The 23,643-nt window shown below is 77.0% G+C and carries 19 protein-coding genes and 1 pseudogene; 10 read left to right on the top strand and 10 right to left on the bottom strand.

Annotated elements, in window-relative coordinates; translation table 11 throughout:
- Positions 1-130 precede the first annotated feature (130 nt).
- From D5H78_RS07555 to holA, 3 genes are all read left to right on the top strand, one after another.
- A complete protein-coding gene (locus D5H78_RS07555) occupies positions 131-1,195 on the top strand; it encodes a ComEA family DNA-binding protein (RefSeq protein ID WP_119949781.1) in 1,065 nt (354 codons plus the stop codon).
- On the top strand, positions 1,192-3,561 hold the full coding sequence (locus D5H78_RS07550) for a ComEC/Rec2 family competence protein (RefSeq protein WP_119949780.1): 2,370 nt from the start codon (positions 1,192-1,194) through the stop codon (positions 3,559-3,561). The genes D5H78_RS07555 and D5H78_RS07550 overlap by 4 nt, the downstream gene beginning before the upstream one ends.
- A gap of 74 nt (positions 3,562-3,635) precedes the next feature.
- On the top strand, positions 3,636-4,598 hold the full coding sequence (gene holA / locus D5H78_RS07545) for a DNA polymerase III subunit delta (RefSeq protein WP_119949779.1): 963 nt from the start codon (positions 3,636-3,638) through the stop codon (positions 4,596-4,598).
- A gap of 122 nt (positions 4,599-4,720) precedes the next feature.
- Here the strand turns inward: holA and rpsT are convergent, their stop codons facing one another.
- Positions 4,721-4,981 carry a 30S ribosomal protein S20 gene (gene rpsT / locus D5H78_RS07540; RefSeq protein WP_119949778.1) on the bottom strand — a complete coding sequence of 87 codons (261 nt, stop codon included), beginning with the start codon at positions 4,979-4,981 and terminating at the stop codon, positions 4,721-4,723.
- Between the two features lie 214 nt (positions 4,982-5,195).
- On the opposite strand from rpsT, the gene lepA reads away from it, so the two are divergent.
- The 4 genes from lepA to hemW all read left to right on the top strand — a co-directional run bounded on the left by lepA (position 5,196) and on the right by hemW (position 10,853).
- Entirely contained in the window at positions 5,196-7,043 is a 1,848-nt protein-coding gene (lepA, locus tag D5H78_RS07535; RefSeq protein ID WP_119949955.1) for a translation elongation factor 4, read from the top strand.
- Positions 7,040-7,729, top strand: a complete 690-nt coding sequence (locus D5H78_RS07530) for an MOSC domain-containing protein (RefSeq protein ID WP_218566341.1) — start codon at positions 7,040-7,042, stop codon at positions 7,727-7,729. Before lepA ends, D5H78_RS07530 begins: the two co-directional genes overlap by 4 nt.
- 113 nt (positions 7,730-7,842) lie before the next feature.
- Entirely contained in the window at positions 7,843-9,621 is a 1,779-nt protein-coding gene (locus tag D5H78_RS07525) for an AMP-dependent synthetase/ligase (RefSeq protein WP_119949953.1), read from the top strand.
- Between the two features lie 8 nt (positions 9,622-9,629).
- Complete coding sequence (gene hemW, locus D5H78_RS07520; protein WP_119949777.1) at positions 9,630-10,853, top strand: radical SAM family heme chaperone HemW; 1,224 nt, start codon at positions 9,630-9,632, stop codon at positions 10,851-10,853.
- Positions 10,854-11,096: 243 nt separating this feature from the next.
- On the opposite strand, the gene D5H78_RS07515 is transcribed toward hemW, so the two are convergent.
- From D5H78_RS07515 to D5H78_RS07495, 5 genes are all read right to left on the bottom strand, one after another.
- Positions 11,097-11,525: a DUF4870 domain-containing protein gene (locus tag D5H78_RS07515; protein ID WP_165865644.1), complete on the bottom strand. Its 429-nt coding sequence runs from the start codon at positions 11,523-11,525 to the stop codon at positions 11,097-11,099.
- Positions 11,526-11,664: 139 nt separating this feature from the next.
- A complete protein-coding gene (locus D5H78_RS07510; RefSeq protein ID WP_218566339.1) occupies positions 11,665-12,087 on the bottom strand; it encodes a DUF4870 domain-containing protein in 423 nt (140 codons plus the stop codon).
- Positions 12,088-12,126: 39 nt separating this feature from the next.
- On the bottom strand, positions 12,127-12,978 hold the full coding sequence (locus tag D5H78_RS07505; RefSeq protein WP_119949775.1) for a DUF3097 domain-containing protein: 852 nt from the start codon (positions 12,976-12,978) through the stop codon (positions 12,127-12,129).
- A 79-nt stretch (positions 12,979-13,057) separates the two neighbouring features.
- Positions 13,058-14,755 carry an Ig-like domain-containing protein gene (locus D5H78_RS07500; RefSeq protein WP_119949774.1) on the bottom strand — a complete coding sequence of 566 codons (1,698 nt, stop codon included), beginning with the start codon at positions 14,753-14,755 and terminating at the stop codon, positions 13,058-13,060.
- Positions 14,756-14,875: 120 nt separating this feature from the next.
- Complete coding sequence (locus tag D5H78_RS07495) at positions 14,876-15,235, bottom strand: VOC family protein (protein WP_119949773.1); 360 nt, start codon at positions 15,233-15,235, stop codon at positions 14,876-14,878.
- Positions 15,236-15,265: 30 nt separating this feature from the next.
- Here D5H78_RS07495 and D5H78_RS20530 point away from each other — a divergent pair.
- Positions 15,266-15,646 (top strand): annotated as a pseudogene (locus D5H78_RS20530) (class I SAM-dependent methyltransferase); the annotation flags it as partial.
- 397 nt (positions 15,647-16,043) lie between these two features.
- Here the strand turns inward: D5H78_RS20530 and D5H78_RS07485 are convergent.
- Positions 16,044-17,546, bottom strand: a complete 1,503-nt coding sequence (locus tag D5H78_RS07485; protein ID WP_119949771.1) for a DEAD/DEAH box helicase — start codon at positions 17,544-17,546, stop codon at positions 16,044-16,046.
- A 300-nt stretch (positions 17,547-17,846) separates the two neighbouring features.
- Between D5H78_RS07485 and D5H78_RS07480 the strand changes: the two genes are divergently transcribed.
- Positions 17,847-18,719, top strand: coding sequence for an NAD(P)H-binding protein (locus D5H78_RS07480; protein WP_119949770.1), 873 nt, complete (start codon positions 17,847-17,849; stop codon positions 18,717-18,719).
- A gap of 71 nt (positions 18,720-18,790) precedes the next feature.
- Here D5H78_RS07480 and D5H78_RS07475 read toward each other — a convergent pair whose 3' ends face one another.
- Positions 18,791-20,950 (bottom strand): M14 family zinc carboxypeptidase, encoded by a 2,160-nt coding sequence (locus tag D5H78_RS07475; protein ID WP_119949769.1) that lies wholly within the window; start codon positions 20,948-20,950, stop codon positions 18,791-18,793.
- A 56-nt stretch (positions 20,951-21,006) separates the two neighbouring features.
- Positions 21,007-21,849, bottom strand: coding sequence for an SDR family oxidoreductase (locus D5H78_RS07470; RefSeq protein ID WP_119949768.1), 843 nt, complete (start codon positions 21,847-21,849; stop codon positions 21,007-21,009).
- A 195-nt stretch (positions 21,850-22,044) separates the two neighbouring features.
- On the opposite strand from D5H78_RS07470, the gene D5H78_RS07465 reads away from it, so the two are divergent.
- On the top strand, positions 22,045-23,190 hold the full coding sequence (locus D5H78_RS07465) for an acyl-CoA dehydrogenase family protein (RefSeq protein ID WP_119949951.1): 1,146 nt from the start codon (positions 22,045-22,047) through the stop codon (positions 23,188-23,190).
- 197 nt (positions 23,191-23,387) lie between these two features.
- Here D5H78_RS07465 and D5H78_RS07460 read toward each other — a convergent pair whose 3' ends face one another.
- Positions 23,388-23,585 carry a hypothetical protein gene (locus D5H78_RS07460; protein ID WP_119949767.1) on the bottom strand — a complete coding sequence of 66 codons (198 nt, stop codon included), beginning with the start codon at positions 23,583-23,585 and terminating at the stop codon, positions 23,388-23,390.
- Positions 23,586-23,643: the final 58 nt, after the last annotated feature.

Here is a 23,643-nt window from a genome sequence, read left to right as displayed (position 1 = left end):
CCCCCAAACCCGCCGTGATCATGCGCTCATGGCGCTGCTGGGGGCATCCACAGGGACCGCGGGCGGTGCCTGTCCACAGCCCGCGCGGTGGCGGAGGGTCCGCACGACCGCCCGCTCGTAGCGTCGCGACGTGACCGACCCGACGACCCCGGACCCGCGTCCGCCGCGCACCGCCCGTCCCCGGACGGGTGGTGCGACGCCGGGCTGGGTGCCGCGCGACCCCGCCGCGGGCGAGCCCCCCGGCTGGGCGGTCCCGCCGTGGCGGTGGGAGGCGCCGGAGCCCGCCGCCGACCGGCCCTGGACGCCGTCGTCCCCGGGCGACCCGGACGACGACGGGGAGCCCGGCGGCCCGTGGCGGGCGAGGCGCCCGCTGCCGTGGGAGGAGGGCGCACCCCCGCCGCCGTCGCCCGGGCTGCTGCCGGCCACCCTCGCCGGCGGGCGCGTGGCCCTCGCCCCGCGGGCCGTCGTCGGGCTCGCGGTGGTCGCGCTGCTCGCGGCGCTGCTCGGGCTCGGCTACTGGTGGGCCGGGCGCGGGCAGGTCGAGCCGCTGGCGGTGGCGGAGCGCGCCAGGCCGGGGGGCGACGCGCTGCCGGGCACGACCGCGCCCCCGGCGCCCGGGGAGCCCGCCGGGGCGGCGGGGGCCGCCCCGGTGCCGGCGGTGGCACCCGGCGCCACCGCCGCGCCCGGCGCGCCGCAGCCGACGGCGGCGGCCGTCGAGGTCGTCGTGCACGTCACGGGGCGGGTCACCCGGCCCGGGGTGGTGCGCCTGCCCGCCGGTGCGCGGGTCGCCGACGCGCTGGAGCGGGCGGGCGGCCCGTCGCGCGGCGCCGACCTCACCGCGCTGAACCTCGCGCGGGTCCTCGCCGACGGCGAGCAGGTGCTGGTGCTCGCCCCGGGCGAGCTGCCGCCGACCACCGCCCCGCCCGCGCCCGGACCCGCCACGGGAGGTCCCACCGGCGGCACCGGCGCGACCGGCGGCACCGGCGCGGCCGGCTCCACCGACGGCCCGCTGGACCTCAACACCGCCACCGGTCCCGAGCTGGAGGAGCTGCCGGGCGTCGGGCCCGTGCTGGCGCAGCGCATCCTCGACTTCCGCGAGGAGCACGGGGGCTTCCGCGCGGTGGAGGAGCTGCAGGAGGTGTCGGGCGTCGGCCCGAGCACCTTCGCCGACCTGGCGCCCCTGGTGCGGGTGTGAGCGCCCGCCCCCCGGAGCGGCCCGACCTGCGCCTCGTCGCCCCCGCCGCCGCGGGCTGGGCCGGCGCCTGGCTGGCGCTCGGGATACCCCCGCGGCCCGTGCTGCTAGGCGCCGCCGGCAGCCTGGTACCGCTCCTGGCGCTGCTCGCGCTGGCGCGGCGGCCCGGCCCGCGCCGGTCCGCCGCCCTCGTCGCCGCGGCGGTCGTGGCCTGCGGCGCCGGCGGGGCCGCGGCGGCGGCCGTACGGGTCGACGCCGTGCGCGGCGGGGAGGTGGCGGCGCTCGGCGCGGTCCGGGCGCACGTCGTGGCCGACCTGGTCGTGACGGGCGACCCACGGGCGCACGCGGGAGGCCCCTCGCGCTCCGACCTCCTGCTCGTCCCGGCCCGCCTGGAGGGGCTGCGCTCCGACGGCCGCGGCGGGCTGCGGGCCCGGGTACCCGTCCTGGTCCTGGCCGACGACCCGGCCTGGCGGGGCGCGCTGCCGGGCCAGCGGGTCCGCGCCGAGGGCCGGCTGGGCCCGGCCCGGCCGGGCGACGCGCAGGCCGCCGTCCTGTCCGCGCGCGGCGGGCCGGAGCGCCTCGCCGCTGCCGGCGCCGTGCAGCGCACCGCCGGGGACCTGCGGGAGGGGCTCCGCACCGCGGTGTCCGGGCTGCCCGAGCGCGAGCGCGGCCTCGTGCCGGGCCTCGTGGTCGGCGACACGAGCGGGCTGCCCGCGGACCTGGAGGAGGACTTCCGGACGGCGGGGCTGACGCACCTCGTCGCGGTGAGCGGCGCGAACTGCGCGATCGTGCTCGGCGCCGTGCTGCTCGCGGCGCGGTGGGCGGGCGTGCGCGGTCGGGCGCTGCCGGTGCTGGGGGCGCTGGCCCTGCTCGGGTTCCTCGTGCTCGCTCGCCCGCAGCCCAGCGTGCTGCGGGCGACGGTGATGGGCCTCGTCGCGGTCGCCGCGCTCGCCTCCGGGCGGCGCCGGCTGGGCGTGCCCGCGCTGTGCGCCGCCGCGCTGGGACTCGTCCTGCTCGACCCGTGGCTGGCGCGGTCCTACGGCTACGCCCTCAGCGTGCTCGCCACCGCCGGCCTGCTCGTGCTCGCCGGTCCGCTCACCCGTCGGCTGGAGCGCCGGCTGCCGCGGTGGCTGGCCGCGGCGGTCGCGGTGCCCGTCGCGGCGCAGGCCGTGTGCGGGCCGGTCGTCGTGCTGCTCTCGTCCGAGGTCAGCCTCGTCGCCGTGCCGGCCAACCTGCTCGTCGCCCCGGCGGTGCCGCCCGCCACGGTCCTCGGCGTCCTGGCGGCCGTGCTCGCGCCGCTGGGGGACGGCCCCGCCGCCGTGGCGGGCACGCTCTCGGGGGCGCCGGCGTGGTGGATCGTCACGGTCGCGACCCGCGCGGCGGACGTGCCCGGGGCCGCCGTCGCGTGGCCGGGCGGCGTCCCCGGGGCGCTCCTGCTGGCGCTGGTCACGCTGGCGGGGGCGCTCGCGCTCGTACGCCTCCCGGCCGTCCTGCGCCGCCGCCCGCTGCCGGTCGCCCTCGCCGCCGCCGCCCTGCTGGTCCTCGTGGCGCCCTCGGCGGCCCGACGGGCGCCGTGGCCGCCCCCCGGCTGGGCGCTCGTCGCCTGCGACGTCGGTCAGGGCGACGCGCTCGTCCTCGCCGCCGGCCGCGGCACCGCGGTCGTCGTCGACGCGGGCCCCGACCCCGGGCCGGTGGACCGCTGCCTGCGCGACCTCGGGGTGCGGCGGGTGGCGGCGCTGGTCCTCACCCACCTGCACGCCGACCACGTCGACGGCCTCGCGGGCGTGCTGCGCCGCCCGGTCGGGGAGGTCGTCGTCGGACCGCTCGAGGAGCCCGCGGCGAGCCCCGCCGCGGTGCGCCGGCTGCGGGAGGCGCTCGACGCCGCCGGCGTCCCCCTGCGCCGCGCGGTGCTCGGCCAGCGCACCGCCCACGGCGCGGTCTCCTGGACGGTGCTCGGGCCGGACGGCGCGCCCGACGGGGCGTCGCCGGTCAACGACGCGAGCCTGGTCCTCGACGTGCGCGCGGGCGGGCTGCGCGCGCTGCTCACCGGCGACGTCGAGCCGGGCGGGCAGCTGCGCCTGCTGCGGCGGGTCGACGCCGACGGCGACGGCGCGGCGGACGGTGGGCCGTACGACGTCCTCAAGGTCCCGCACCACGGCTCCGCCGACCAGCTGCCGCTGCTCTTCGCGGTCGTCGCGGCCCGGCTCGCCGTGGTGTCCTCCGGCGCCGGGAACCCGTACGGCCACCCGGCGCCCTCCGCCCTGCGCCTGGCCGCCTCGACGGGGTCGCTCGTCGTGCGCACCGACGAGCGGGGCGACGTGGCCGTGCTCGGCCCCGCGGACCGGCTGCGCGTGCAGGGCCGGCGGTAGGCGCGGTGAGCGGGGCGGCCAGGTCGGGCCTCGGCGCGTCGTACCGGTCGGGCCGGCCGGTTAGGGTCGGACCCGTGCCCGCCGCCCCCGTCACGCTCGTCGTCGGGCCCGAGGAGCTGCTCGTCGACCGCGCGGTGCGCGCCGTGGTGCTCGCCGCCCGCGAGCAGGACCCCGAGGTCGAGGTCCACGACCTGCCGGCCGTCGGGCTGGACCCCGGGCGCGTCGTGGAGCTGTCGAGCCCGTCGCTGTTCGGCGAGCGCAAGGTCATCGTGGTCCGCGGCCTGCACGAGGCCGCGGACACCCTCGTCGAGGGCCTCAAGCAGCAGGTCGGCACCGTCCCCGACGAGGTGTCGCTGGTCCTCACCCACCGCGGCGGCCCCCGCGGCTCGGGCCTGCTCAAGGCGGCCCGGGCGGCCGGCGCCGCCGAGGTCGCCTGCGCGGAGGTGAAGAAGCGCAGCGACAAGCTGGCCTTCGTCGCGGGGGAGTTCAAGGCGCACCGGCGCCGCGCCGCCGGCGACGCCGTGGAGGCGCTGCTCGAGGCGGTCGGCGGCGACCTGCGGGCGCTGGCCGGCGCGGTCCACCAGCTGTGCTCCGACACCGAGGGCGCGATCGACGCCGAGGTCGTGCAGCGCTACTACCGCGGCCACGCCGAGGTCAGCGGCTTCGTCGTCGCCGACCGCGCCGTCGAGGGCCGGGTGGGCGAGGCGCTGCTCGCGCTGCGCCGCGCGGTGTCCTCGGGCACCGACCCGGTGCTCGTCGTGGCCGCCACGGCGATGGCGCTGCGCAGCATCGTCAAGGTCGCGACCGCCCCGCGGGGGCTGCGCGAGGGCGACCTCGCCCGCGACCTCGGCATGCCGCCGTGGAAGGTGCGCACGGTGCGCGGCCAGGTCAAGGGCTGGGACGGCGCCGGCATCACCCGCGCCCTGTCGGCGGTGGCCGCGGCCGACCTCGACCTCAAGTCCGGCGGCGGGGGCGACCCGCTCCACGTCCTGCAGCGGATGGTCGTCACGGTGGCCGGCTCGCGCGACCGGCGCTGACCCGCGCCGCGCACCGCTGAGCGGCGCCCACCGGCCCTCCGACGCACGGGAGCGCCGCACCCCTCGAGGGGTGCGGCGCTCCCGGTGGTCTGCGCGGCGGCCGCGCGGCGGAGCCGGTCGGCTCAGAGCGCGGAGAAGCGCTTCGCCAGGGCCGACTTGCGGTTGGCCGCCTGGTTCTTGTGGATGACGCCCTTGCTCACGGCCTTGTCGAGCTTCTTCGACGCCAGGCGGAGCAGGTCGGCCGCGGCCTCGGTGTTGCCGGCCTCGGCGGCCTCGCGGAACTTGCGCACCTGGGTCTTGAGCTCGCTCTTGACCGCCTTGTTGCGCTGCCGCGCCGCCTCGTTGGTCCTGATGCGCTTGATCTGGGACTTGATGTTCGCCACGTCGCAGCCTTCTTCGTCGCTTCGGTCGGTCTCGTTCGGTGGGGCACCGCACGGTCCGGGACCGGACGCGGAGCACTCGCAGCCGCACAGACTACCGGGCGGTCCTCCCCCCGGCCAAACCACGGGCCCGTCCGCGCGCGTGGGAGACTGGGGCCAGCCCGTGAGCCCGCACCGGCGCGACCCGCCGAGACCCCGAGACGGACCCTGAGTGCCCCTGAACACCGCCGCGCCGCAGCCGAGCCGGACCGACCCCGCGCTGATCCGGAACTTCTGCATCATCGCGCACATCGACCACGGCAAGTCGACGCTGGCCGACCGCATGCTCCAGCTCACCGGCGTGGTCGACGAGCGGAGCATGCGCGCGCAGTACCTCGACCGCATGGACATCGAGCGCGAGCGCGGCATCACGATCAAGAGCCAGGCGGTGCGGATGCCGTGGACGTCGCAGGACGGCACGACGTACGCGCTCAACATGATCGACACCCCGGGGCACGTCGACTTCACGTACGAGGTGTCCCGCTCGCTCGCCGCCTGCGAGGGCACGCTGCTGCTCGTCGACGCCGCGCAGGGCATCGAGGCGCAGACGCTGGCGAACCTCTACCTGGCGCTCGAGAACGACCTGCACATCATCCCGGTGCTCAACAAGATCGACCTGCCGGCGGCGCAGCCGGAGAAGTACGCCGAGGAGCTCGCCCGGATCATCGGCTGCGACCCGTCCGAGGTGCTGAGGGTCAGCGCCAAGACCGGCGAGGGCGTGCCGGACGTCCTCGAGGAGATCGTGCGCAGCGTCCCGGCGCCGGTCGGCGACCCCGACGGCCCGGCGCGCGCGATGATCTTCGACTCGGTGTACGACGCCTACCGCGGCGTGGTGACGTACGTCCGCGTGGTCGACGGGCACCTGTCCAAGCGCGAGCGCATCCTCATGATGTCGACCGGTGCGACCCACGAGATGCTCGAGGTCGGCGTCATCAGCCCCGAGCCGGTCCCCGGCGAGGGGCTCGGGGTGGGCGAGGTCGGCTACCTCATCACCGGCGTGAAGGACGTGCGCCAGTCCAAGGTCGGCGACACCGTCACGTCGGCGTCCACCCGCGCCACGGACATGCTCGGCGGCTACAAGGACCCGCGCCCCATGGTGTTCTCCGGGCTCTACCCGATCGACGGCGACCAGTACCCGGACCTGCGCGACGCCCTCGAGCGCCTGCAGCTCAACGACGCCGCCGTGGTGTGGGAGCCCGAGACGTCCGCCGCGCTGGGCTTCGGCTTCCGCTGCGGCTTCCTCGGCCTGCTGCACCTGGAGATCACCCGCGACCGCCTCGAGCGCGAGTTCGGCCTCGACCTCATCTCGACCGCGCCGAACGTCGTCTACCGCGTCGTCATGGAGGACGGCTCGGAGATCACCGTGACCAACCCGAGCGAGTTCCCGACGGGCAAGGTGGCCGAGGTCTGGGAGCCGGTCGTGCGCTCGACGATCCTCGCGCCGAGCGACTACGTGGGCGCGATCATGGACCTGTGCCAGTCCCGGCGCGGCACGCTGCTCGGGATGGACTACCTGTCCGAGGACCGCGTCGAGCTGCGCTACACGCTGCCGCTGGCCGAGATCGTGTTCGACTTCTTCGACAACCTGAAGTCGCGCACCCGCGGCTACGCCTCGCTGGACTACGAGCCCACGGGCGAGGAGCAGGGCCAGCTCGTCAAGGTCGACATCCTGCTGCAGGGCGAGACGGTCGACGCCTTCAGCGCCATCGTGCACAAGGACAAGGCCTACTCCTACGGCGTGCAGATGACCCAGCGCCTGCGCGAGCTCATCCCGCGCCAGCAGTTCGAGGTGCCGATCCAGGCCGCCATCGGCTCGCGGGTCATCGCCCGCGAGAACATCCGCGCCATCCGCAAGGACGTCCTCGCCAAGTGCTACGGCGGCGACATCTCCCGCAAGCGCAAGCTGCTGGAGAAGCAGAAGGAGGGCAAGAAGCGGATGAAGATGGTCGGCCGCGTCGAGGTCCCGCAGGAGGCCTTCATCGCCGCGCTCTCGACGAGCGACACCGGCGACAAGGCCAAGAAGTGAGCCGTACGGTCCCCGCCCCCCGCGCCGCGGGCGGCGCCGGGCCGGCGCGGGTGGTCTCGGTCAACGTGGCCCGCACGACCGTGCAGCTGCCGGCGCAGCGACGCCCCAGCGGCATCGCGAAGCTGCCGCAGGACGGCCCGGTCGTGCTCGCGCGCCTCGGCGCCGGGGGCGACCACGTGGTCAACACCAAGCACCACGGCGGGCCCGACAAGGCGGTCTACGCCTACGCCGCCGAGGACCTCGCGGCGTGGGCCGCGGAGCTGGGGCGCGACCTGCCGCCGGGCGCCTTCGGCGAGAACCTCACCACCGCCGGTGTCGACGTCACGGGAGCGGTGGTCGGGGAGCGCTGGCGGGTCGGGCTCGCCGTCCTCGAGGTCGCGCAGCCGCGCACGCCCTGCGTGACCTTCCAGCGGCGCCTCGGGGTGCCCGGCTGGGTGCGCCGCTTCGCGGAGCGCGGGTGGCCGGGGGCGTACCTGCGCGTCCTCGTCGAGGGCGAGGTGCGCGCCGGGGACGCGGTCGAGGTGCTCGACCGGCCGGCGCACGGGGTCACCGTCGGCGAGGCCGCCCGGGCGGGCGTGCCGGGCGCCGCGCCGGTCGACCCGGCGCGCGTACGTCTCCTGCTCGCGCAGGACCGCCTCGCGCCGTCGCTGCGACGCGTGCTCGAGCGCGTGCCGGTGCCGTCCTGAGCAGCAGGGGGCGGGAGGGCCCGCCGCCGGGTGCCCGGGTCTGGCACCATCGAGGCGTGACGACCGTGACGACGCGGGAGACCCTGCCGACCCGCCCGCCGTCGGTGGCGCGGATGTTCCTCGACCGGGTCGAGGCGACGCCCGAGCGCGAGGCGTTCCGCGGCAAGGACGCCGCGGGGCAGTGGCAGTCGCTCACCTGGCGCCAGGCGCGCGAGCTCGTGGAGGCCACCGCGGCCGGCCTCTTCGAGGTCGGGGTGCAGCGCGGCGACTCCGTCGCGGTCATCGGCGCCACCAGCGTGGAGTGGGTGCTCGTCGACACGGCGGTCCTGTGCGCCGGTGCGGCGACGACGGCCGTCTACCCGTCCACCGTGGCCGACGACGTGGCGTACATCCTGGGCGACGCGCGCTGCCGGGTCGTGCTCGCGGACCAGGACCAGGTCGCGAAGCTGCGCGAGCAGCGCGCGTCGCTGCCGCACGTGGAGCTCGTCGTCGCGCTGCAGGAGGGCGCCGACCACGGGGACGACGGCTGGGTCGTCGGGCTCGACGAGCTGCGCGCCCGCGGCCGCGCGCGCCTCGAGCGCGAGCCGTCAGCGGTGACCGACGTCGTCGACACCCTCGGGCCCGAGGACCTGGCGACGCTCATCTACACCTCGGGCACGACCGGGCGCCCCAAGGGCGTGCGCCTCGTGCACGACAACTGGACGTACGAGGCCGTGGCCATCGAGGCGCTGGGCCTGTTCGACGTCGACGACCTGCAGTACCTCTGGCTCCCGCTCTCGCACGTCTTCGGCAAGATCTGCACCTGCGCGCACTTCCGCATCGGCTTCGTCACCGCGGTGAACGGGGACGTGACCACGCTCGTCGACGACCTGGCGACGGTCCGCCCGACCTTCATGGCCGCGGCCCCGCGCATCTTCGAGAAGGTGCACAACCGGGTCGTGGGCCAGGTGACGCAGGCCGGCGGCGCGAAGGAGAAGCTCTTCCGCTGGGCGCTCGCGACCGGCCGCGAGGTGTCGCAGCGCCGCCAGCAGGGCCGGGCGCCGGGCCCGCTGCTCGCCGCGCAGCACGCGGTGGCCGACCGGCTCGTGCTGTCCAAGGTCCGCGGGCGCTTCGGCGGGCGGATGAAGTACTTCGTGTCCGGCAGCGCCGCGCTGAGCCAGGACGTCGCGGAGTTCTTCCACGCCATGGGCGTGCTCATCCTCGAGGGGTACGGCCTCACCGAGACCTCCGCCGCCATCTTCGCCAACCGTCCGGGCGCGTTCCGGTTCGGCACCGTCGGCAGGCCGCTGCCCGGCATGGAGATGCGCCTCGGCGAGGACGGCGAGCTGCAGGTGCGCGGGCCGGCCGTCATGCGCGGCTACCACCACCGCGAGGAGGAGACGGCGCAGGTCCTCGACGCCGACGGCTGGCTGCGCACCGGCGACATCGCCGAGCTCGACCCCGACGGGTTCCTGCGCATCACCGACCGCAAGAAGGACCTCATCAAGACGAGCAACGGCAAGTACGTCGCGCCGCAGGCCGTCGAGATCCGGCTCAAGGCGCTGTGCCCCTACCTGTCGCAGGTCGTCGTCCACGGGGACGGGCGCACGTTCTGCTCGGCCCTGCTCACCCTCGACGCGGACGAGATCCGCGGCTGGGCGAAGGCCAACGGCAAGGACGGCGCGTCGTACGAGGAGCTCACCCGCGACCCGCAGGTGCAGGCGATGCTGTCCGCGGCGGTCGACCAGCTCAACGCCTCGGTGGCCCGCCACGAGCAGGTCCGCCGCTTCGCGGTGCTGCCGCGCGACCTCGACGTGGAGCACGGCGAGCTGACGCCCAGCATGAAGGTCAAGCGCCGCTTCGTGGAGCGCGAGTTCCGGCCCACCCTCGACGCCTTCTACCAGGACGCCTGACCCCGCCCGTGCCGTCGACCCTCCCCGACGGCGACCCGGCTCCGGCCGACGGGTCGCTGCCGCCTGCCGCGCTGGACGAGCTCGCCGAGCGCCCGCTGTCGGTGTACGTGCACGTGCCGTTCTGCACGACGCGCTGCGGCTACTGCGACTTCAACACCTACACGGCCGAGGAGCTCGGCCCGCTGCCCGGGGCGAGCCGGGTGTCGTACGTGGACGCGGCCCTGCAGGAGGTGCGCCTCGCCGCGCGCGTCCTCGACGGGCGGCACTCCGGGGTGCCGACCGTCTTCCTCGGCGGCGGTACGCCCACCCTGCTGCCGGCGGAGGACCTGGCGCGCCTGCTGGCGGGCGTGCGCGACGCCCTGGGGCTCGACGCCGGCGCCGAGGTGACGACCGAGGCCAACCCCGACAGTGTGGACAGCGCTTACCTGCAGCGGCTGGCGGAGGCGGGCTACACCCGGGTGTCCTTCGGGATGCAGTCCGCCGTGCCGCACGTGCTGCGGGTCCTGGAGCGCACGCACGACCCCGAGCGGGTGCCCCGCGTCGTCGAGCAGGCCCGCGCGGCCGGGCTCGACGTGAGCCTCGACCTCATCTACGGCACGCCGGGGGAGAGCGCGCGGGACTGGCAGGCCTCGCTCGACGCGGTGCTGGCGGCGGCGCCGGACCACGTGTCCGCGTACGCCCTCATCGTGGAGGAGGGCACCCGCCTCGCCGCCCAGGTGCGGCGCGGCCTGCTGCCCGTGCCGGACGACGACGACCTCGCGGACAAGTACCTGCAGGCCGAGGAGGCGCTCGGCGGCGCGGGCTACGGCTGGTACGAGGTGAGCAACTGGGCCCGCGGCCCCGAGCACGCCTGCCGGCACAACGTCGCGTACTGGGAGGGTGCGGGCTGGTGGGGCGTCGGCCCCGGCGCCCACAGCCACGTCGGCGGGGTGCGCTGGTGGAACGTCAAGCACCCGGCGGCGTACAGCCGGCGGATGGCCGAGGGCGCCAGCCCGGCGCACGCGCGCGAGGTGCTGGACCGGGAGGACCGGCGGGTCGAGCGGGTGCTCCTCGAGCTGCGCCTCGCGCGCGGCGTGCCCCTCGAGGTGCTGCGCGCCGCCGGCCGCGCCGCCGCCCAGCGGCACGCGGACGCCGGGCTGCTCGACCGGCGGGCGCTCGGGGAGGGACGCGCCGTGCTCACGCTGCGGGGCCGGCTGCTCGCCGACGCGGTGGTGCGCGACCTCGTGGACTGACCCGGGGCCGCTGGGGCTTGGCCGCGCGGGCGGGGCCTGGAGGGGGGAGTCGGGCCCCGCCCGCGCGCGGGCGCGACGTTCGGTCCCGGCTCCGGCCTGGGGGGGTGACCGGCACCGTAGGGACGCCCCGTCGCGACAGGCGCGAGTCAACCGCACTTCGACCCGCAGCGGAAGGGGCTTTGCCGAACCTCGACCCGTCTTCGTCCTGCGTGTGGGTTTAGGGCATCGGGGACGAAGGGCGCGTCAGCGGACGAAGGGGATGCTCAGCGGGTAGCGGTACTCCTCGCCCTGCACGGCCCGGACGGTGGCCAGGACCATGACCACGAGGGCGAAGGCGACGTACGCCAGCGCTGCGGGCAGCACGACGATGAGCGCCAGGCCCAGGGTGAGGACCGTGACGGCGATGCCGGCGAGCCCGCCGACGACGGCCACGAGCAGCGCGGTGAGCTGGAAGTTGAGGGCGGCGGACGCGTGGCGGCGCACGTACGGGGAGTCCTGCCCGCGGGCGAGCAGGACGGTGATCGGCGCGACGACGCCGAACAGGCCGCCGGCGAGGACGCCGGCGAGGGCGCCGCCGTGCGCGGCCCCCGCCCAGGTGCGGTCCTCCTCGGTGGGGCGCGCGAGCGGGGCGCGCAGGTCGTGGGTCGGGTACGGGGTCTCGGTGCCGGTCATGGGGTGTGCTCCTCTCTCGGTGCTCCCATGCTCGGCGCGCGGGCACCCAGGGCGCATCGGGTGCGCACCCCGGTCGTCCCCTGACCCCGGACCCCGACGGCGCGTCAGGGTCGCGCGGCCGTGGGCGTCGCGGCCCCGCTCAGCGGACGATGCGCCAGGACAGGCCGTAGCGGTAGTCGCGCCCGCTGCTCGCCCGCACCGTGGCGCGGACCGTCGCGACGAGCGCGTACACCAGCACGACCACGCCGATCGGCAGCACGACGAGCAGGCCGACGCCGAGCGTGACGATGGCGAGCACGGACGCCACGACGGTGAGCAGGAGCAGGGTGAGCTGGAAGTTCAGCGCCTCCGTCGCGTGCCGGCGCACGAAGGGCGAGCGGCCCCCCTGCACCGCGAGCACGACGAGCGGGCCGAGGAAGCCCAGCGCGAGCCAGGCGGCGAGGACCCCGGACAGGTGCGCGACCGCGCCCCAGGTGCGCTCGTCCTCCGGGCGCATCGCGCCCTGCCCGAGCGGCGACGGCTCGCGGCCGTAGGGGGACGACGGTCCGTACGGGTGGCCCACGGGTGCCTCCTGCTCGGCGCGGCGCTGGTCCCCGCCAGGCTAGGCGCCGCCGGGCCCCGGCGCGGTGACGAAGTCGATGAGCTCCTCGACCCGGCCGAGCAGGGCGGGCTCGAGGTCGGCGTACGAGTCGACGGCGGCGAGGACCCGCTTCCACGCCTCCCACGTCGGCACGCCCCAGCCCAGGGCCGCGACGACGCCCTCCTTCCAGTCGGTGCCGCGCGGCACCTGCGGCCACGCGGCGATCCCGAGCGAGGACGGCTTCACCGCCTGCCAGACGTCGACGAAGGGGTGCCCCACGACGAGGACGTCGCCGCCGTGCCGCCCGCGGGCCACCTCGTCGGCGATCCGCTGCTCCTTCGAGCCGGGCACGAGGTGGTCCACGAGCACCCCGAGGCGCCGGCCGGGGCCCGGCCGGAAGTCGCGCACCACCGCGGGCAGGTCGTCGACGCCGCCGAGGTGCTCCACAACGACGCCCTCGATGCGCAGGTCGTCGCCCCACACCCGCTCCACGAGCTCGGCGTCGTGCTTGCCCTCGACGTAGATCCGGCTCTCGCGCGCCACCCGCGCCCGCACCCCGGCCACCGCCACCGAGCCCGAGGCGGTGCGCGCCGGCGCGGCGGGCGCCTGCTGCTGCGGGCGGGGCCGGACGAGGACCACCGGGCGGCCGTCGAGCAGGAACCCCGGCCCGAGCGGGAAGCTGCGCACCTTCCCCCGCCGGTCCTCCAGCGTCACCGTCATCCCGAGCGGCACCTTCTCCACCCGCACGACCGCGCCGCAGAACCCGGTCTCGACGTCCTCCACCACCAGCCCGTGCTCGGCCTGCACCTCCGGCGCCGGGGGCTTGCGGCGGGCCGCGGTGAGGTCGCTGAGGGAGGTGGGGCCGTAGGTCACCGCAGGACGCTAGCCCGCGCCCGGGCGCTGCCGGGGGAGGCACGCCCCACCCGGGCGCGATCATGCACGAGGGGGGCGGTCAGCCGCCGACCCCGTGCAGGAGCATGTCCTTCGCGTCCGTGCGGGACGGCCCGAAGAGCCTGGTGGGTCCGTCGGACCAGCGGTCGCCGCCGGTGCGCAGGGCGCCGGGGGAGTCCTGGGCGAGGTAGCGGGCGACGCCGCCCGTGCCGCCGGAGAGCAGGCCGAACCAGTACGCGCCGGCGGGCAGCTCGACCGGGACGTCGAACCGCAGGGCCCGCCACCCCGCCGGCGCACCCGCTCCCACCGCGACCGGGTTCGTCGTGCCCACGAGCGTGCCGGGCTCGCCGCCCGCGTCGCGGTAGACGACGCCGCGCAGCACCTGCCGCCCCGCGCGGGCGCCCCGGCCGTCGAGGTACGCCGACAGCGCGGCCAGCTCGAGCGGCTCCCCGGTCGTGCGCCGGCTTGCGCGCTTCGCCTCGGCCGTCAGCGGCGTCCAGTCCGTCCCGGCGCTGTACGTCGTGAGCGTCCCGGGGATGCCGGGCTTGCGCGACGCCTCCCTCAGGCTGACGGCGTCGACGAGGAAGGCATGACCGGCAACGGCACCCGACTGCTCGAGGCGGAGGCTCAGCGAGCTGCCGCCCCGCGACGCCACGGCCGCCACCGCCACCCGGCGCCACCCCGTCGTGAGAGCGACGTCACGGCGCGTCTCACGCAGCACCGCGCCGCCCGGCGCGCGCTCCGTCAGCATCAGCCCCAGTCGAGCGCCGGCGCTGCTGGCCGCTGCGGCGGCCACCCGCGCGGAGGCGACGTAGGTGGCGCCGCCGTTGGTCGCCACCACCGTGGGCGCGCTGCCCGCGAACCCGTACGCGGCGCCTGCGGTGCGAGCGACGCGCGCCACCTGCTCGCCGTCGCGGGCGCCCGCGTGCCGCACCTGTGCCATCGAGGCGCCGGTGGTGCGCCAGCCCACGAGGTCGCGCTCGAAGGACGGGTTCAGCACCAGCTCACGGCTCGCCGTGGCCCCCTCGGCGGTGACGGTGATCGTGGAGGTAGCTGAGCTGGGGCCCCACCCAGGGCCCATGTCCCGCCCCATGTAGCTGTCGCTGGGCGGCACCTCCGCGCGGACCTGGTGCCGCCCCGGTGCCAGGATGGCCCCCACCAGAGCGGGATCGTCGAGCCAGTCGTCGGACACGCCCTCGCCGAGGAGGACCCCGCCTTCGTAGAACCTGACGCCGCCGTTGTGGACGTCGTCGTAGTAGCCGCAGCTCCAGTGCCGGCCGCCGTCCGCGTCACCGACGAGCACCGCAGTGCCGAACCACAGGTCCGGCTGCACGTCGAGCGTCAGTTGCGTCGGGAGCAGGACGGGCAGCATCCGGATCGGGACGTCCGCACCGGACGGCTGGTACGTCTCCGTCCCCTCGAAGCGCACGTGCACCTTGCGGTCCTCGAACGTCACCATGCTCACGCTGGCGGTCGCCCGGCCGGACCCGTCGACGGGCCGGAGCTCACCGTGGCACGACAGGGCGTCATCGCCGACCAGGAACCAGACCCGACCGCTCGTGACGGCCTCCCCCGCCTCCGTCGTCACCGTGGCGGTGACCCGGACCTCCCCGCCCTCCTGCACCGTGGTGGGGGTCGCGACGGCGGTCACGCGGGTGGGAACGGGCTCCACGGCCACCGCCGGCGGTGCGGCGACCCCGGCAGTCACCAGGGCCAGCAGGGCCAGCAGCAGGACGGTGCGGACGACGCGTCGGGGCATGGCAGCCTCCTCGCTGCGGCGAGGCGGCGCGGACGACGCCGCCTTGCCGCAGACCGTAGGCCGGTCGCCGTGGTCGCGTGGGCCGTACGGGTGAAGCCGTCGCGTCCTGTCCCGGGCCGCTCAGCCGAAGAGGAGGCAGAACGGGTGCCCCGCCGGGTCGGCGAACACCCGGAAGCCCTCCTCGCGCTCGGCGGGCAGTCGCCGCGCACCGAGCGCGAGCACCGAGCGCTCCGCCGCGTCCACGTCGTCGACCCGGACGTCGAGGTGCTCCTGCTGCGGGTGCCCGGGGTGGGGCCAGTCCGGCGGGTCGTACGGCTCCGCCCGCTGGAACGCCAGGTCGCGGTCGCCGGGGCGGCGCCCGAGCACCACCCAGTCCGGGGAGTCCTCGGTGACCCGCATCCCGAGCACCTCGGCGTAGAACGCCGCCAGCGCCCGCGGGTCGGGGCAGTCGAGCACCGTCTTCTCGAGCCGTCCGATCATGGGCGCAGTGTCCTCCTCCGAGCCCGTCCCGTGCCCGACTGCTGCCCCTGGCGGCCGGGCGGCAGCAGGAGCACCGTGCTGGAGCAGCGCTACGGCGCGGGGGTGCACGGGCTGCGCGCGCTCGACATCGGCTGCGGCTTCCTCGCCGAGGAGTTCGCCCGCCTCGGCCTCCGGGTGACCGGCGTCGACCCGTCGGCGGTGTCGGTCGCGACGGCGCGCCGGCACGCGGAGGCGTCGGGGCTCGCGATCGACGACCGGGTGGGCGCGGGGGAGTCGCTGCCGGTGGAGGAACGCGGCTTCGACGTCGTGTACTGCTGCGACGTCCTGGAGCACGTCGACGACCTGCCCCGGGTGGTGGCGGAGACGGCGCGCGTCCCGGCGCGCGGGGGCACGTACCTCTTCGACACGGTCGACCGCACCCGCACCAGCCGGCTGCCGGGGGGTCGAGGTCGTGCAGGAGTGGTCCTAGACGCGGGTGTCCGAGGACGCCCTGCACGGCTGGTCGATGTCCATCACGCCGGACGAGTCGCGCGGCGCCTGCTCCGGGAGCACGGCGTCGAGGTGCGCGAGGTGGTCGGGCCGGGCCCGTGCTGCGGCGCGCTCCGCTTGGTCGCGGACGTCGTGCGCGCCCGCCGCGGCCGGACCACGTACGGCGAGCTCGCCCGCCGGCTGGACTTCGGCCGCACGCGCAGCACGGCCGTGTCGTCGATGGGCTGGGCGACGCCCCCCCGGCCCGGTAGCGCAGAAGGCGCCCTTGTCGCGGACCTAGCGCGACAGGGGCGCCTTCTGCGCTACCCGTGGTGGGCGATCAGGCGGCGTCGGCCCGCGGTCGGCGCGGACCCCGGTGCTCGCTGCGCTCGCCCCGCTCGCCGCGGTCGCTGCGCTCGCCCCGGTAGCGCCCGCCCGGGCGGCGGGGGCCGGAGCGGCGCGGGCCGGAGGACCGGCGCGGCTCCTCCTTGACGACGACCGGCTCGCCGGACTCGGCGAGCTCGCGGACGAGCTCGTCGCCGGGGGCGACGTACCGCATGTCGGCCTCGACGCCGGCCCGGTCGAACAGCTGGGCGGCGGTGCGGCGCTGCCCCGGCAGCAGGATCGACAGGACGACGCCCGCGGTGCCCGCGCGCGCCGTGCGGCCGGAGCGGTGCAGGTAGTCCTTGTGGTCCGCCGGCGGGTCCACGTGCACGACGAGGTCGAGCTCGTCGACGTGGATGCCGCGCGCGGCGACGTCCGTGGCGACGAGCACGCGGCTGCGGCCCGCGGCGAAGGCGCCGAGCGCGCGCTGGCGCGCGCCCTGCGGCAGGTCGCCGTGGATCGCCGTCGCCGGCACGCCCGCCTCGACGAGCTGGTCGGCGAGGCGCTGGGCGCCCTGCTTGGTCCGCGCGAAGAACAGCGTGCGCGCCGGGCGCTGGGCGATCTCGGCGAGGACGGCGAGCTTCTCGTGCGGGCGCACGACGTACGCCCGGTGCTCCATGTTCTCGACGTGCGACGTGGCGTCGGCGACCGCGTGAGCCGCCGGGTCGCGCAGGTACGCGGTGACGAGCCGGCGCACGCCGCTGTCCAGCGTGGCCGAGAAGAGCAGGCGCTGCGTGCCCGCGGGGGTGAGGTCGAGGATCTGCGTGACCGCGGGCAGGAAGCCCAGGTCCGCCATGTAGTCGGCCTCGTCGAGCACGGTGACCTCGACGGCGTCGAGGCGCACCTCGCCGCGGTCGAGCAGGTCGATGAGCCGGCCCGGGGTGGCGACGAGCACGTCGACGCCGCGGCGCAGCTGCTCGATCTGCCGGCTGTACGGGGCGCCGCCGACGACGACGCCGAGGCGCAGGTCGAGCGCGTGCCCCAGCGGGCCGAGCGCGTCGCGGACCTGGTTGGCCAGCTCGCGGGTCGGGACGAGGACGAGGCCCCGCGGGCGGCGGCTCTCGCGGGTGCCGCCGGCCAGGCGGGTCAGCATCGGCAGGCCGAAGCCGAGCGTCTTGCCGGAGCCGGTCTGGGCGCGGCCGAGGACGTCCCGCCCGGCGAGCGCGTCGGGCATGACGCGGGCCTGGATGGCGAACGGCGCGTGCATGCCGCGCCGCTCCAGCGCGGTGACGAGCGGCTGCGGCAGGCCGAGGTCGTGGAACGAGGGCAGCTCCGCGGTCGCGTCGAAGGCCTCGGCCGACGCGGTGAACAGCTGCTCGAGCGGGTCCGGACCGGTCGGGCGGGGCGCGGGGCGCCGGCCGTACGTGGTCCGCGCTGCGGCCGGGCGGTGCTGCGGCCGGGCGGTGCTGCGGGGGGTGGGGCGGGTCGTGCCGGACGTGCTGGTGGTGCCGTGGGGCATGGAGCTCCGATGCGTGCTGAGGCCGCGTCGGCAGGGCAGCCCGGTGCGGGCCGGGGTACGGCCCTGGTGTCGGGATGCGCGTCGCGCCTGCGACCTGGCGGGCGGTCCGCCCGCGGGAGGGGCGACGTGGTGCCGCCCGGGAACCCGTCCAGGCTACCCGCCGGCCCGCCGCCCGGCGGGGTTCCCGGGTGTGAGCGTCGGCACCCCGGGCGCGGGCGTGGACGGCTCGCCGGCCCCGGAACAGCCCGTGCCGCCGCGGGGTTCCCCCTGCGCAAACCGCCCCGCCCACCCGGAGGACCCGTGCCCACCTACGCCGTCACCGGCGCCACCGGCCACCTCGGCCGCCTCGTGATCCACGCGCTGCTCGAGCGCGGCGCGCCCGCCGGAGAGGTCGCGGCCCTGGTGCGCGCCCCGGAGCGGGCCGGGGACGTGGCCGCGCTGGGCGTCGAGGTGCGCGAGGCCGACTACGACCGGCCCGGCACCCTGGGGGCCGCCCTGTCCGGGGTGCGCCGCCTGCTGCTCGTCAGCGGGAGCGAGCCGGGCCGCCGGGTGCCGCAGCACCGCGCGGTCGTCGACGCGGCCCGCGAGGCGGGCGTGGAGCTGCTGGCGTACACGAGCATCCTCGGCGCGGGGCGCACCTCGAACCCGCTGGCCCCGGACCACGAGGCGACCGAGGAGCTGCTCGCCGCGTCCGGCGTCCCGCACGCGCTGCTGCGCAACGGCTGGTACACCGAGAACTACGCCGCCCAGCTCGGCACCTGGGCCGCGACGGGCACCCTCCTCGGAGCGGCGGGGGACGCCGGCGTCTCCGTCGCCGCACGCGCCGACTACGCCGCTGCCGCCGCGGCCGTGCTCGCCGAGGGGCGACCGGGCGACGTGCACGAGCTCGGCGGCCCCGCCGTCGACTTCGCGGCGATCGCGCGCGCGGCGAGCGCCGTGACCGGCGTGGACGTCGCCTACCGCTCGCTGCCGCCGCAGGACTACGTCGCGGCCCTCACCGCCGCCGGCGTCGACGAGGGCACGGCGGGCTTCCTCGCCGCCCTCGAGGCGACCACCGCGCGCGGCGAGCTCGCCACGACGAGCACCGACCTGGAGCGGCTCGCCGGGCGCCCGGTCACGCCCGTCGAGGACGTGCTGCGCGCGGCCTGGGCGGAGCAGCGCCCCGCCGCCTGACGGCCCGTACGGCACCGGCCGCGCCGCCCGGGAGGGCGGCGCGGCCGGCGCGGGTGCAGCGGACCCCTGCGTCAGCGGCCGTCCTGCGCGTCGTCGCGGGCGATGCGCACGAGCTCGACGAGGCCCTCGGCGTACTCCATGGCCTCCTCGTGCGCCTCCTCGTACGGCGGCTGGAAGCCGACGGCCTGCCACTCCTGCTCCTCCGGGTCCCAGAGGTCGTTGCCGACCTCGAAGTCCCAGGCGGTGATGTCCAGGTCGTAGTAGAGCTGGTCCGCGGAGTTGCCGGCCGCGGAGTAGAGGACGTCGACGACCGGGCCGGTGTTCGACGGCCAGGTCACGGTGCCGCGGTGGCGGGCGATCGCGCCGACGATGCGCTTGGCGTCGGAGAGGAACGACGCGGCGGTCTCGATCGACGGGCGGGGGAGCGTCACGCGACCCTCGGCCTTGTACGCCCCCGGGGACCACATGAAGTAGCCGCCGTAGCTGTGGACGTTGAGCGCGTAGCGGATGCTCGGGTTGGCCCGGGCCAGGTCGATGACGTTGCGGCTCTCCGGCTCCGACAGCTCCGCCGGGCCCGCGGCGGTCCCGGACAGGCAGTCCAGGCTGCCGCCCGCGTAGCCGTCGTACACCGACCCCGTCGCGTAGTTCCGGTTGATGTCGACGCCGATCCGGGAGGCGTTCGCGGGGTCGCGCTGGGCGCCCTCGCACCAGTCGTCGAGGTTCTTGCGCTGGAAGTTCTCGTCGTAGAACGAGTAGTTGGCGCCGTCCGGGTTGACGGTCGGGATGACGAAGACCTCGGTCTCCTCGAGGAGCTCGCGCGTCCCCTCGTCCGTACGGGCGTTGGCCAGCAGCCGCTCGGCGAACTCGAGCGTGACGAGCGGGGTGGCCCACTCGCGCGCGTGCTCCTGCGAGTACGCGAGCACGCCCGGCCGCGACCCGTCGCGGTGGTAGCCGATGCGCAGCGCCTGCACGGTCCACGGGCGGCGGCTCACGCCGGCGGGCGCGTCGAGCCCGTCGTCGAGCCGTGCGGCCGCCGAGGGCTGCACGACGCCGGCGCCCTGCCCGGCCCGGGCGAAGGCCCGGAACACGTTCGGGAAGCGCTTGCTCACGAGCTCGGCCACGTCGTCCGCCGTGCTGTAGACGGCTCCGTCCGCGCCGGTGGCCAGCTGCACGGTGAGGACCCGGTCGCGGTAGCGGGCGGTGAGCGGACGGTTCCGCCGGCCCGGGTCCACGGCCTGGACGACGACGCCGTTCATGCCCTGGTCGCCGAACTTGACCGACTCCACGACCACGGCCGCGGTCGCCGGGTCGCCCAGGTACGCCGTCGCCGTCCGCCGGTAGCCCTGCGTCCGGTGCGGCAGGTCGACGACGGTCACGAGGTCGCGGTACTGGCGCCCAAGCCGGGCGATGCGGGCCTTGACCTCGGTGGGCGCCATGTACGCGTCGATGAAGTCGCTCTGGTAGCCCTCGGGCAGGTCCGGCGGCGTCGTGCCGGGCCAGGCGCTCGGGCGCGCGGTCTTCGTGCCGCCGAGGCTCGACGCGGCGGTGAGCGCGACGGGCTGCCCCGGCACCGGCACGGGCAGCGCGTAGTGGAACTGGTACTCGCCCGCGTCGACGAAGCGCACGAGCGGGAACGTGCCGCTCCGCCCGTCCGCCGTCCTCCAGGTGACCTCGACCTCCAGGTCCGGGTCGTCGGTCGCGGAGGTGCCCACCTGCACCTGCGCGAAGGTCTGGCCCTTCGACGTCCACCAGTACGCCTGGCCGAAGGCCAGGACGTCGGGGTTCGCGACGTCGGCGGCGCCCGCGCGGGCCGCGGCGGTCCGCTGCGGCCCCCGCGCTGCCGCGGCGGCGGCGCGGGCGGAGGCGGCGTACCGGGCGGTGCCCTGCCCCTCGCGCTGCACCACCTGCACCAGGCGGGCACCGGCGCGCTGCTGCGCGGCCAGCTCGCGCCCGGTGAGGACCACGTCGACGGTCACGACGCCGCCGCGCCGGCTGGGGCCTGCCGCCACGTCGGCCCCGGAGGCGACCAGGCGGTCGGCCGCGGCGCGGTCCGGCACCGCCAGGCGGACGAGCGCGGTCTCGCCGGGGGCGAGCCGCTCGCCGGACGCGACGACCGCGGCGACGCCGCTGCTCGCCGGGCCCGCGGCGGTCGCGCCCGGGGTGGTGACGGCGAGGGCGGCGGCGAGCAGGGTCCCTGTCCCGGCTGCTGCCCATCTGCGGCGGTGCGTCATCGGACCTCCACGTGCTGTGTTGGGAAGCACAGGCAACTGCCGCGGGAGGTCCGCCGTCAAGGGGTGCGGGGCGGCACCTCCCCGCCGGGCAGGAAGAAGTCCGTCGCCAGGTCCTCCTCGCGCGCACCGGGCGCGAGGTAGCGCGACAGGTCGCTCGTCCCGGCCGCGCGCAGCACGTCCTCGTCGACGTGGAAGCCGCCCGTGGACCAGCCGGGGCGGGTGAGCAGCTCCCAGGCGGCGTCGGCGACCACCTCCGGGGTCCGGCTGCGGCGCAGGGCGGCCTCCCCGCCGAGCAGGTTCGCGACCGCCGCGGTCGCGATCGTCGTGCGCGGCCACAGCGAGTCCACGGCGACCCCCGCGCCGGCGAGCTGGCGGGCGAAGCCGATCGTGCACATGCTCATCCCGTACTTCGCCATGGCGTACGCCGTCATCGGGTCGAACCAGCGCGGGTCCAGGTCGATCGGCGGCGAGAGCGTGAGCACGTGCGGGCGGCGCCCGGCCCGCGCGCTCTCCTCGAGGTGCGGCACGCAGGTGGCCGTCAGCAGGTACGTCCCCCGCGCGTCGACGTCCTGCAGCAGGTCGTAGCGCTTCATGGGCAGGTCGCGGACGCCGGACAGGTCGATCGCGCTGGCGTTGTTGACGACGACGTCGACGCCGCCGAACCGCTGCACGGCCGCGGCCACCGCGCGCGCCACGTCCTCGTCGGACCGCACGTCGCCGGTGACCGGCAGGGCCCGCCCGCCGGCCTCCTCCACCGCGGCGGCCGCCGTGGCGAGCGTGCCCTCGAGCCGGGGGTGCGGCGCCGCCGTCTTGGCGAGCAGGACGACGTCGCCGCCGCCGCGGGCCCAGCGCACCGCGATCGCCAGGCCGATGCCGCGGCTCCCGCCGGACAGGACCATGACGTGGCCCGTCCGGTCGACGGGCTGGTCGCGGGGCTGGTCGCGGGGCTGGTCGCGGGGCTGGTCGCGGGGCTGGTCGACCGGACGGTCGGTGGGCTCGTGGGCGGGCTCTGGCTCGGCGGCGGCGCTCACGGGCCGTACCGTAGCCGCGGAGCGGCCGCACCGGAGCGGCCGCGGACGCCGCAGGAGGACCCCGTGCCCGTCGAGCGCCTGCTCCCCACCGAGGAGGCCGCCGAGCTCCTCGACCTCGTGCGCGAGATCGCCCGCGACGAGCTGGCGCCGCGGGTCGCCCAGGACGAGCGGGACGAGCGCTTCCCCCGCGACGTCTTCGCCCTGCTGGGCAAGAGCGGCCTGCTCGGGCTGCCGTACCCCGAGGAGCAGGGCGGTGCGGGGCAGCCGTACGAGGTCTACCTGCAGGTGCTCGAGGAGCTCGGCGCCGTCTGGGCGAGCGTGGCGGTGGGCGTCAGCGTCCACGGGCTGACCTGCTTCCCGCTCGCCACGGCCGGGACGCCGGAGCAGCAGGAGCGGTGGCTGCCGGACCTGCTCGCGGGCGACCTGCTGGGGGCGTACTGCCTGTCGGAGAGCCACGCGGGCTCGGACCCGGCGGCGATGCGGGCGACCGCGCGGCGCGACGGCGACGCGTACGTCCTGGACGGCGCCAAGGCGTGGGTCACCCACGGCGGGCACGCCGACTCCTACACGGCGTTCCTGCGGACCTCCGACGACCGGTCCCGCGGGGTCTCGTGCTTCCTCGTGCCGGGCGACGCCGCGGGGCTGAGCGCGGCGCCGCCGGAGCAGAAGATGGGCCTCACCGGGTCGACGACCGCGACGATGTGGTTCGACGGCGTCCGCGTCGACGCGGACCGGCGCCTCGGCGAGGAGGGGCAGGGGCTGCCCATCGCGCTCTCCGCGCTCGACTCGGGCCGGCTCGGGATCGCGGCGGTCGCCGTCGGGCTGGCGCAGGGCGCGCTCGACGACGCGGTGGCGTACGCGAAGGAGCGCCAGGCGTTCGGCAAGGCGATCATCGACCACCAGGGCCTCGGCTTCCTGCTCGCGGACATGGCCGCGGCCGTCGAGTCCGCGCGCGCCACGGTGCTCGACGCGGCCCGGCGCAAGGACGCGGGGAAGCCGTACTCGCGGCAGGCCAGCATCGCCAAGCTCGTCGCCACCGACGCGGCGATGCGGGTGACCACCGACGCGGTGCAGGTGCTCGGCGGTGCCGGCTACACGCGGGACTTCCCCGTCGAGCGGTACATGCGCGAGGCCAAGGTCATGCAGATCTTCGAGGGCACGAACCAGATCCAGCGCATGGTCATCGCCCGGCACCTCGCGCGGGGGTAGGCGCCCGCCCCGAGACGCCGGCGGCGGCCGGTCCGTCCTCAGTCCTGCCGTGGTCATGCGCGGATGGCGCGGCGGTGCCGGTGCCGTCCTCGGCCGGCGGCCCGTGCGGCGCGGGGGTGCGCCCTCCGCGCATGATCACGGCGGGGAGGGGTGCGACGTCCGCGCCGAGGGCCGCCGCGCCACGGCGTCTCGGGGGGTCAGCCCCGGCGGCGCCGCTCGGCGCGGCGCGCCTTGCGCACCTGCGGGTCCCACTCGGTGCCCTCGAGGGGGCTGCGGCGGCGCACCGAGGGGTCGAGGTCGGGCGGGCCCCAGACGGTGAGCAGCGCGCGGTCGACGAGCCCGCGCAGGCCCCCGCGGCGCGGCCGCCCGGACCCGCCGTCCTGCTGCTCCGCCACCACGCACGCCCCCGCGGGTCCCGGCCCGGCCGACCCGGCGCCACCTCCGCCGAGGCTA

Source organism: Vallicoccus soli (assembly GCF_003594885.1).
GTDB classification, from domain to species: domain Bacteria; phylum Actinomycetota; class Actinomycetes; order Motilibacterales; family Motilibacteraceae; genus Vallicoccus; species Vallicoccus soli.
This window is presented reverse-complemented; position numbering and strand designations above follow the sequence as displayed.

Excerpts from the sequence above, each read along its gene's own strand:
- D5H78_RS07500 (WP_119949774.1), bottom strand. The coding sequence starts at position 14,755 with ATGCCCCGACGCGTCGTCCGCACCGTCCTGCTGCTGGCCCTGCTGGCC.
- D5H78_RS07485 (WP_119949771.1), bottom strand. The coding sequence starts at position 17,546 with ATGCCCCACGGCACCACCAGCACGTCCGGCACGACCCGCCCCACCCCC.
- D5H78_RS07495 (WP_119949773.1), bottom strand. The coding sequence starts at position 15,235 with ATGATCGGACGGCTCGAGAAGACGGTGCTCGACTGCCCCGACCCGCGG.
- D5H78_RS07525 (WP_119949953.1), top strand. The coding sequence starts at position 7,843 with ATGTTCCTCGACCGGGTCGAGGCGACGCCCGAGCGCGAGGCGTTCCGC.
- D5H78_RS07515 (WP_165865644.1), bottom strand. The coding sequence starts at position 11,525 with ATGACCGGCACCGAGACCCCGTACCCGACCCACGACCTGCGCGCCCCG.
- D5H78_RS07475 (WP_119949769.1), bottom strand. The coding sequence starts at position 20,950 with ATGACGCACCGCCGCAGATGGGCAGCAGCCGGGACAGGGACCCTGCTC.
- D5H78_RS07470 (WP_119949768.1), bottom strand. The coding sequence starts at position 21,849 with ATGGTCCTGTCCGGCGGGAGCCGCGGCATCGGCCTGGCGATCGCGGTG.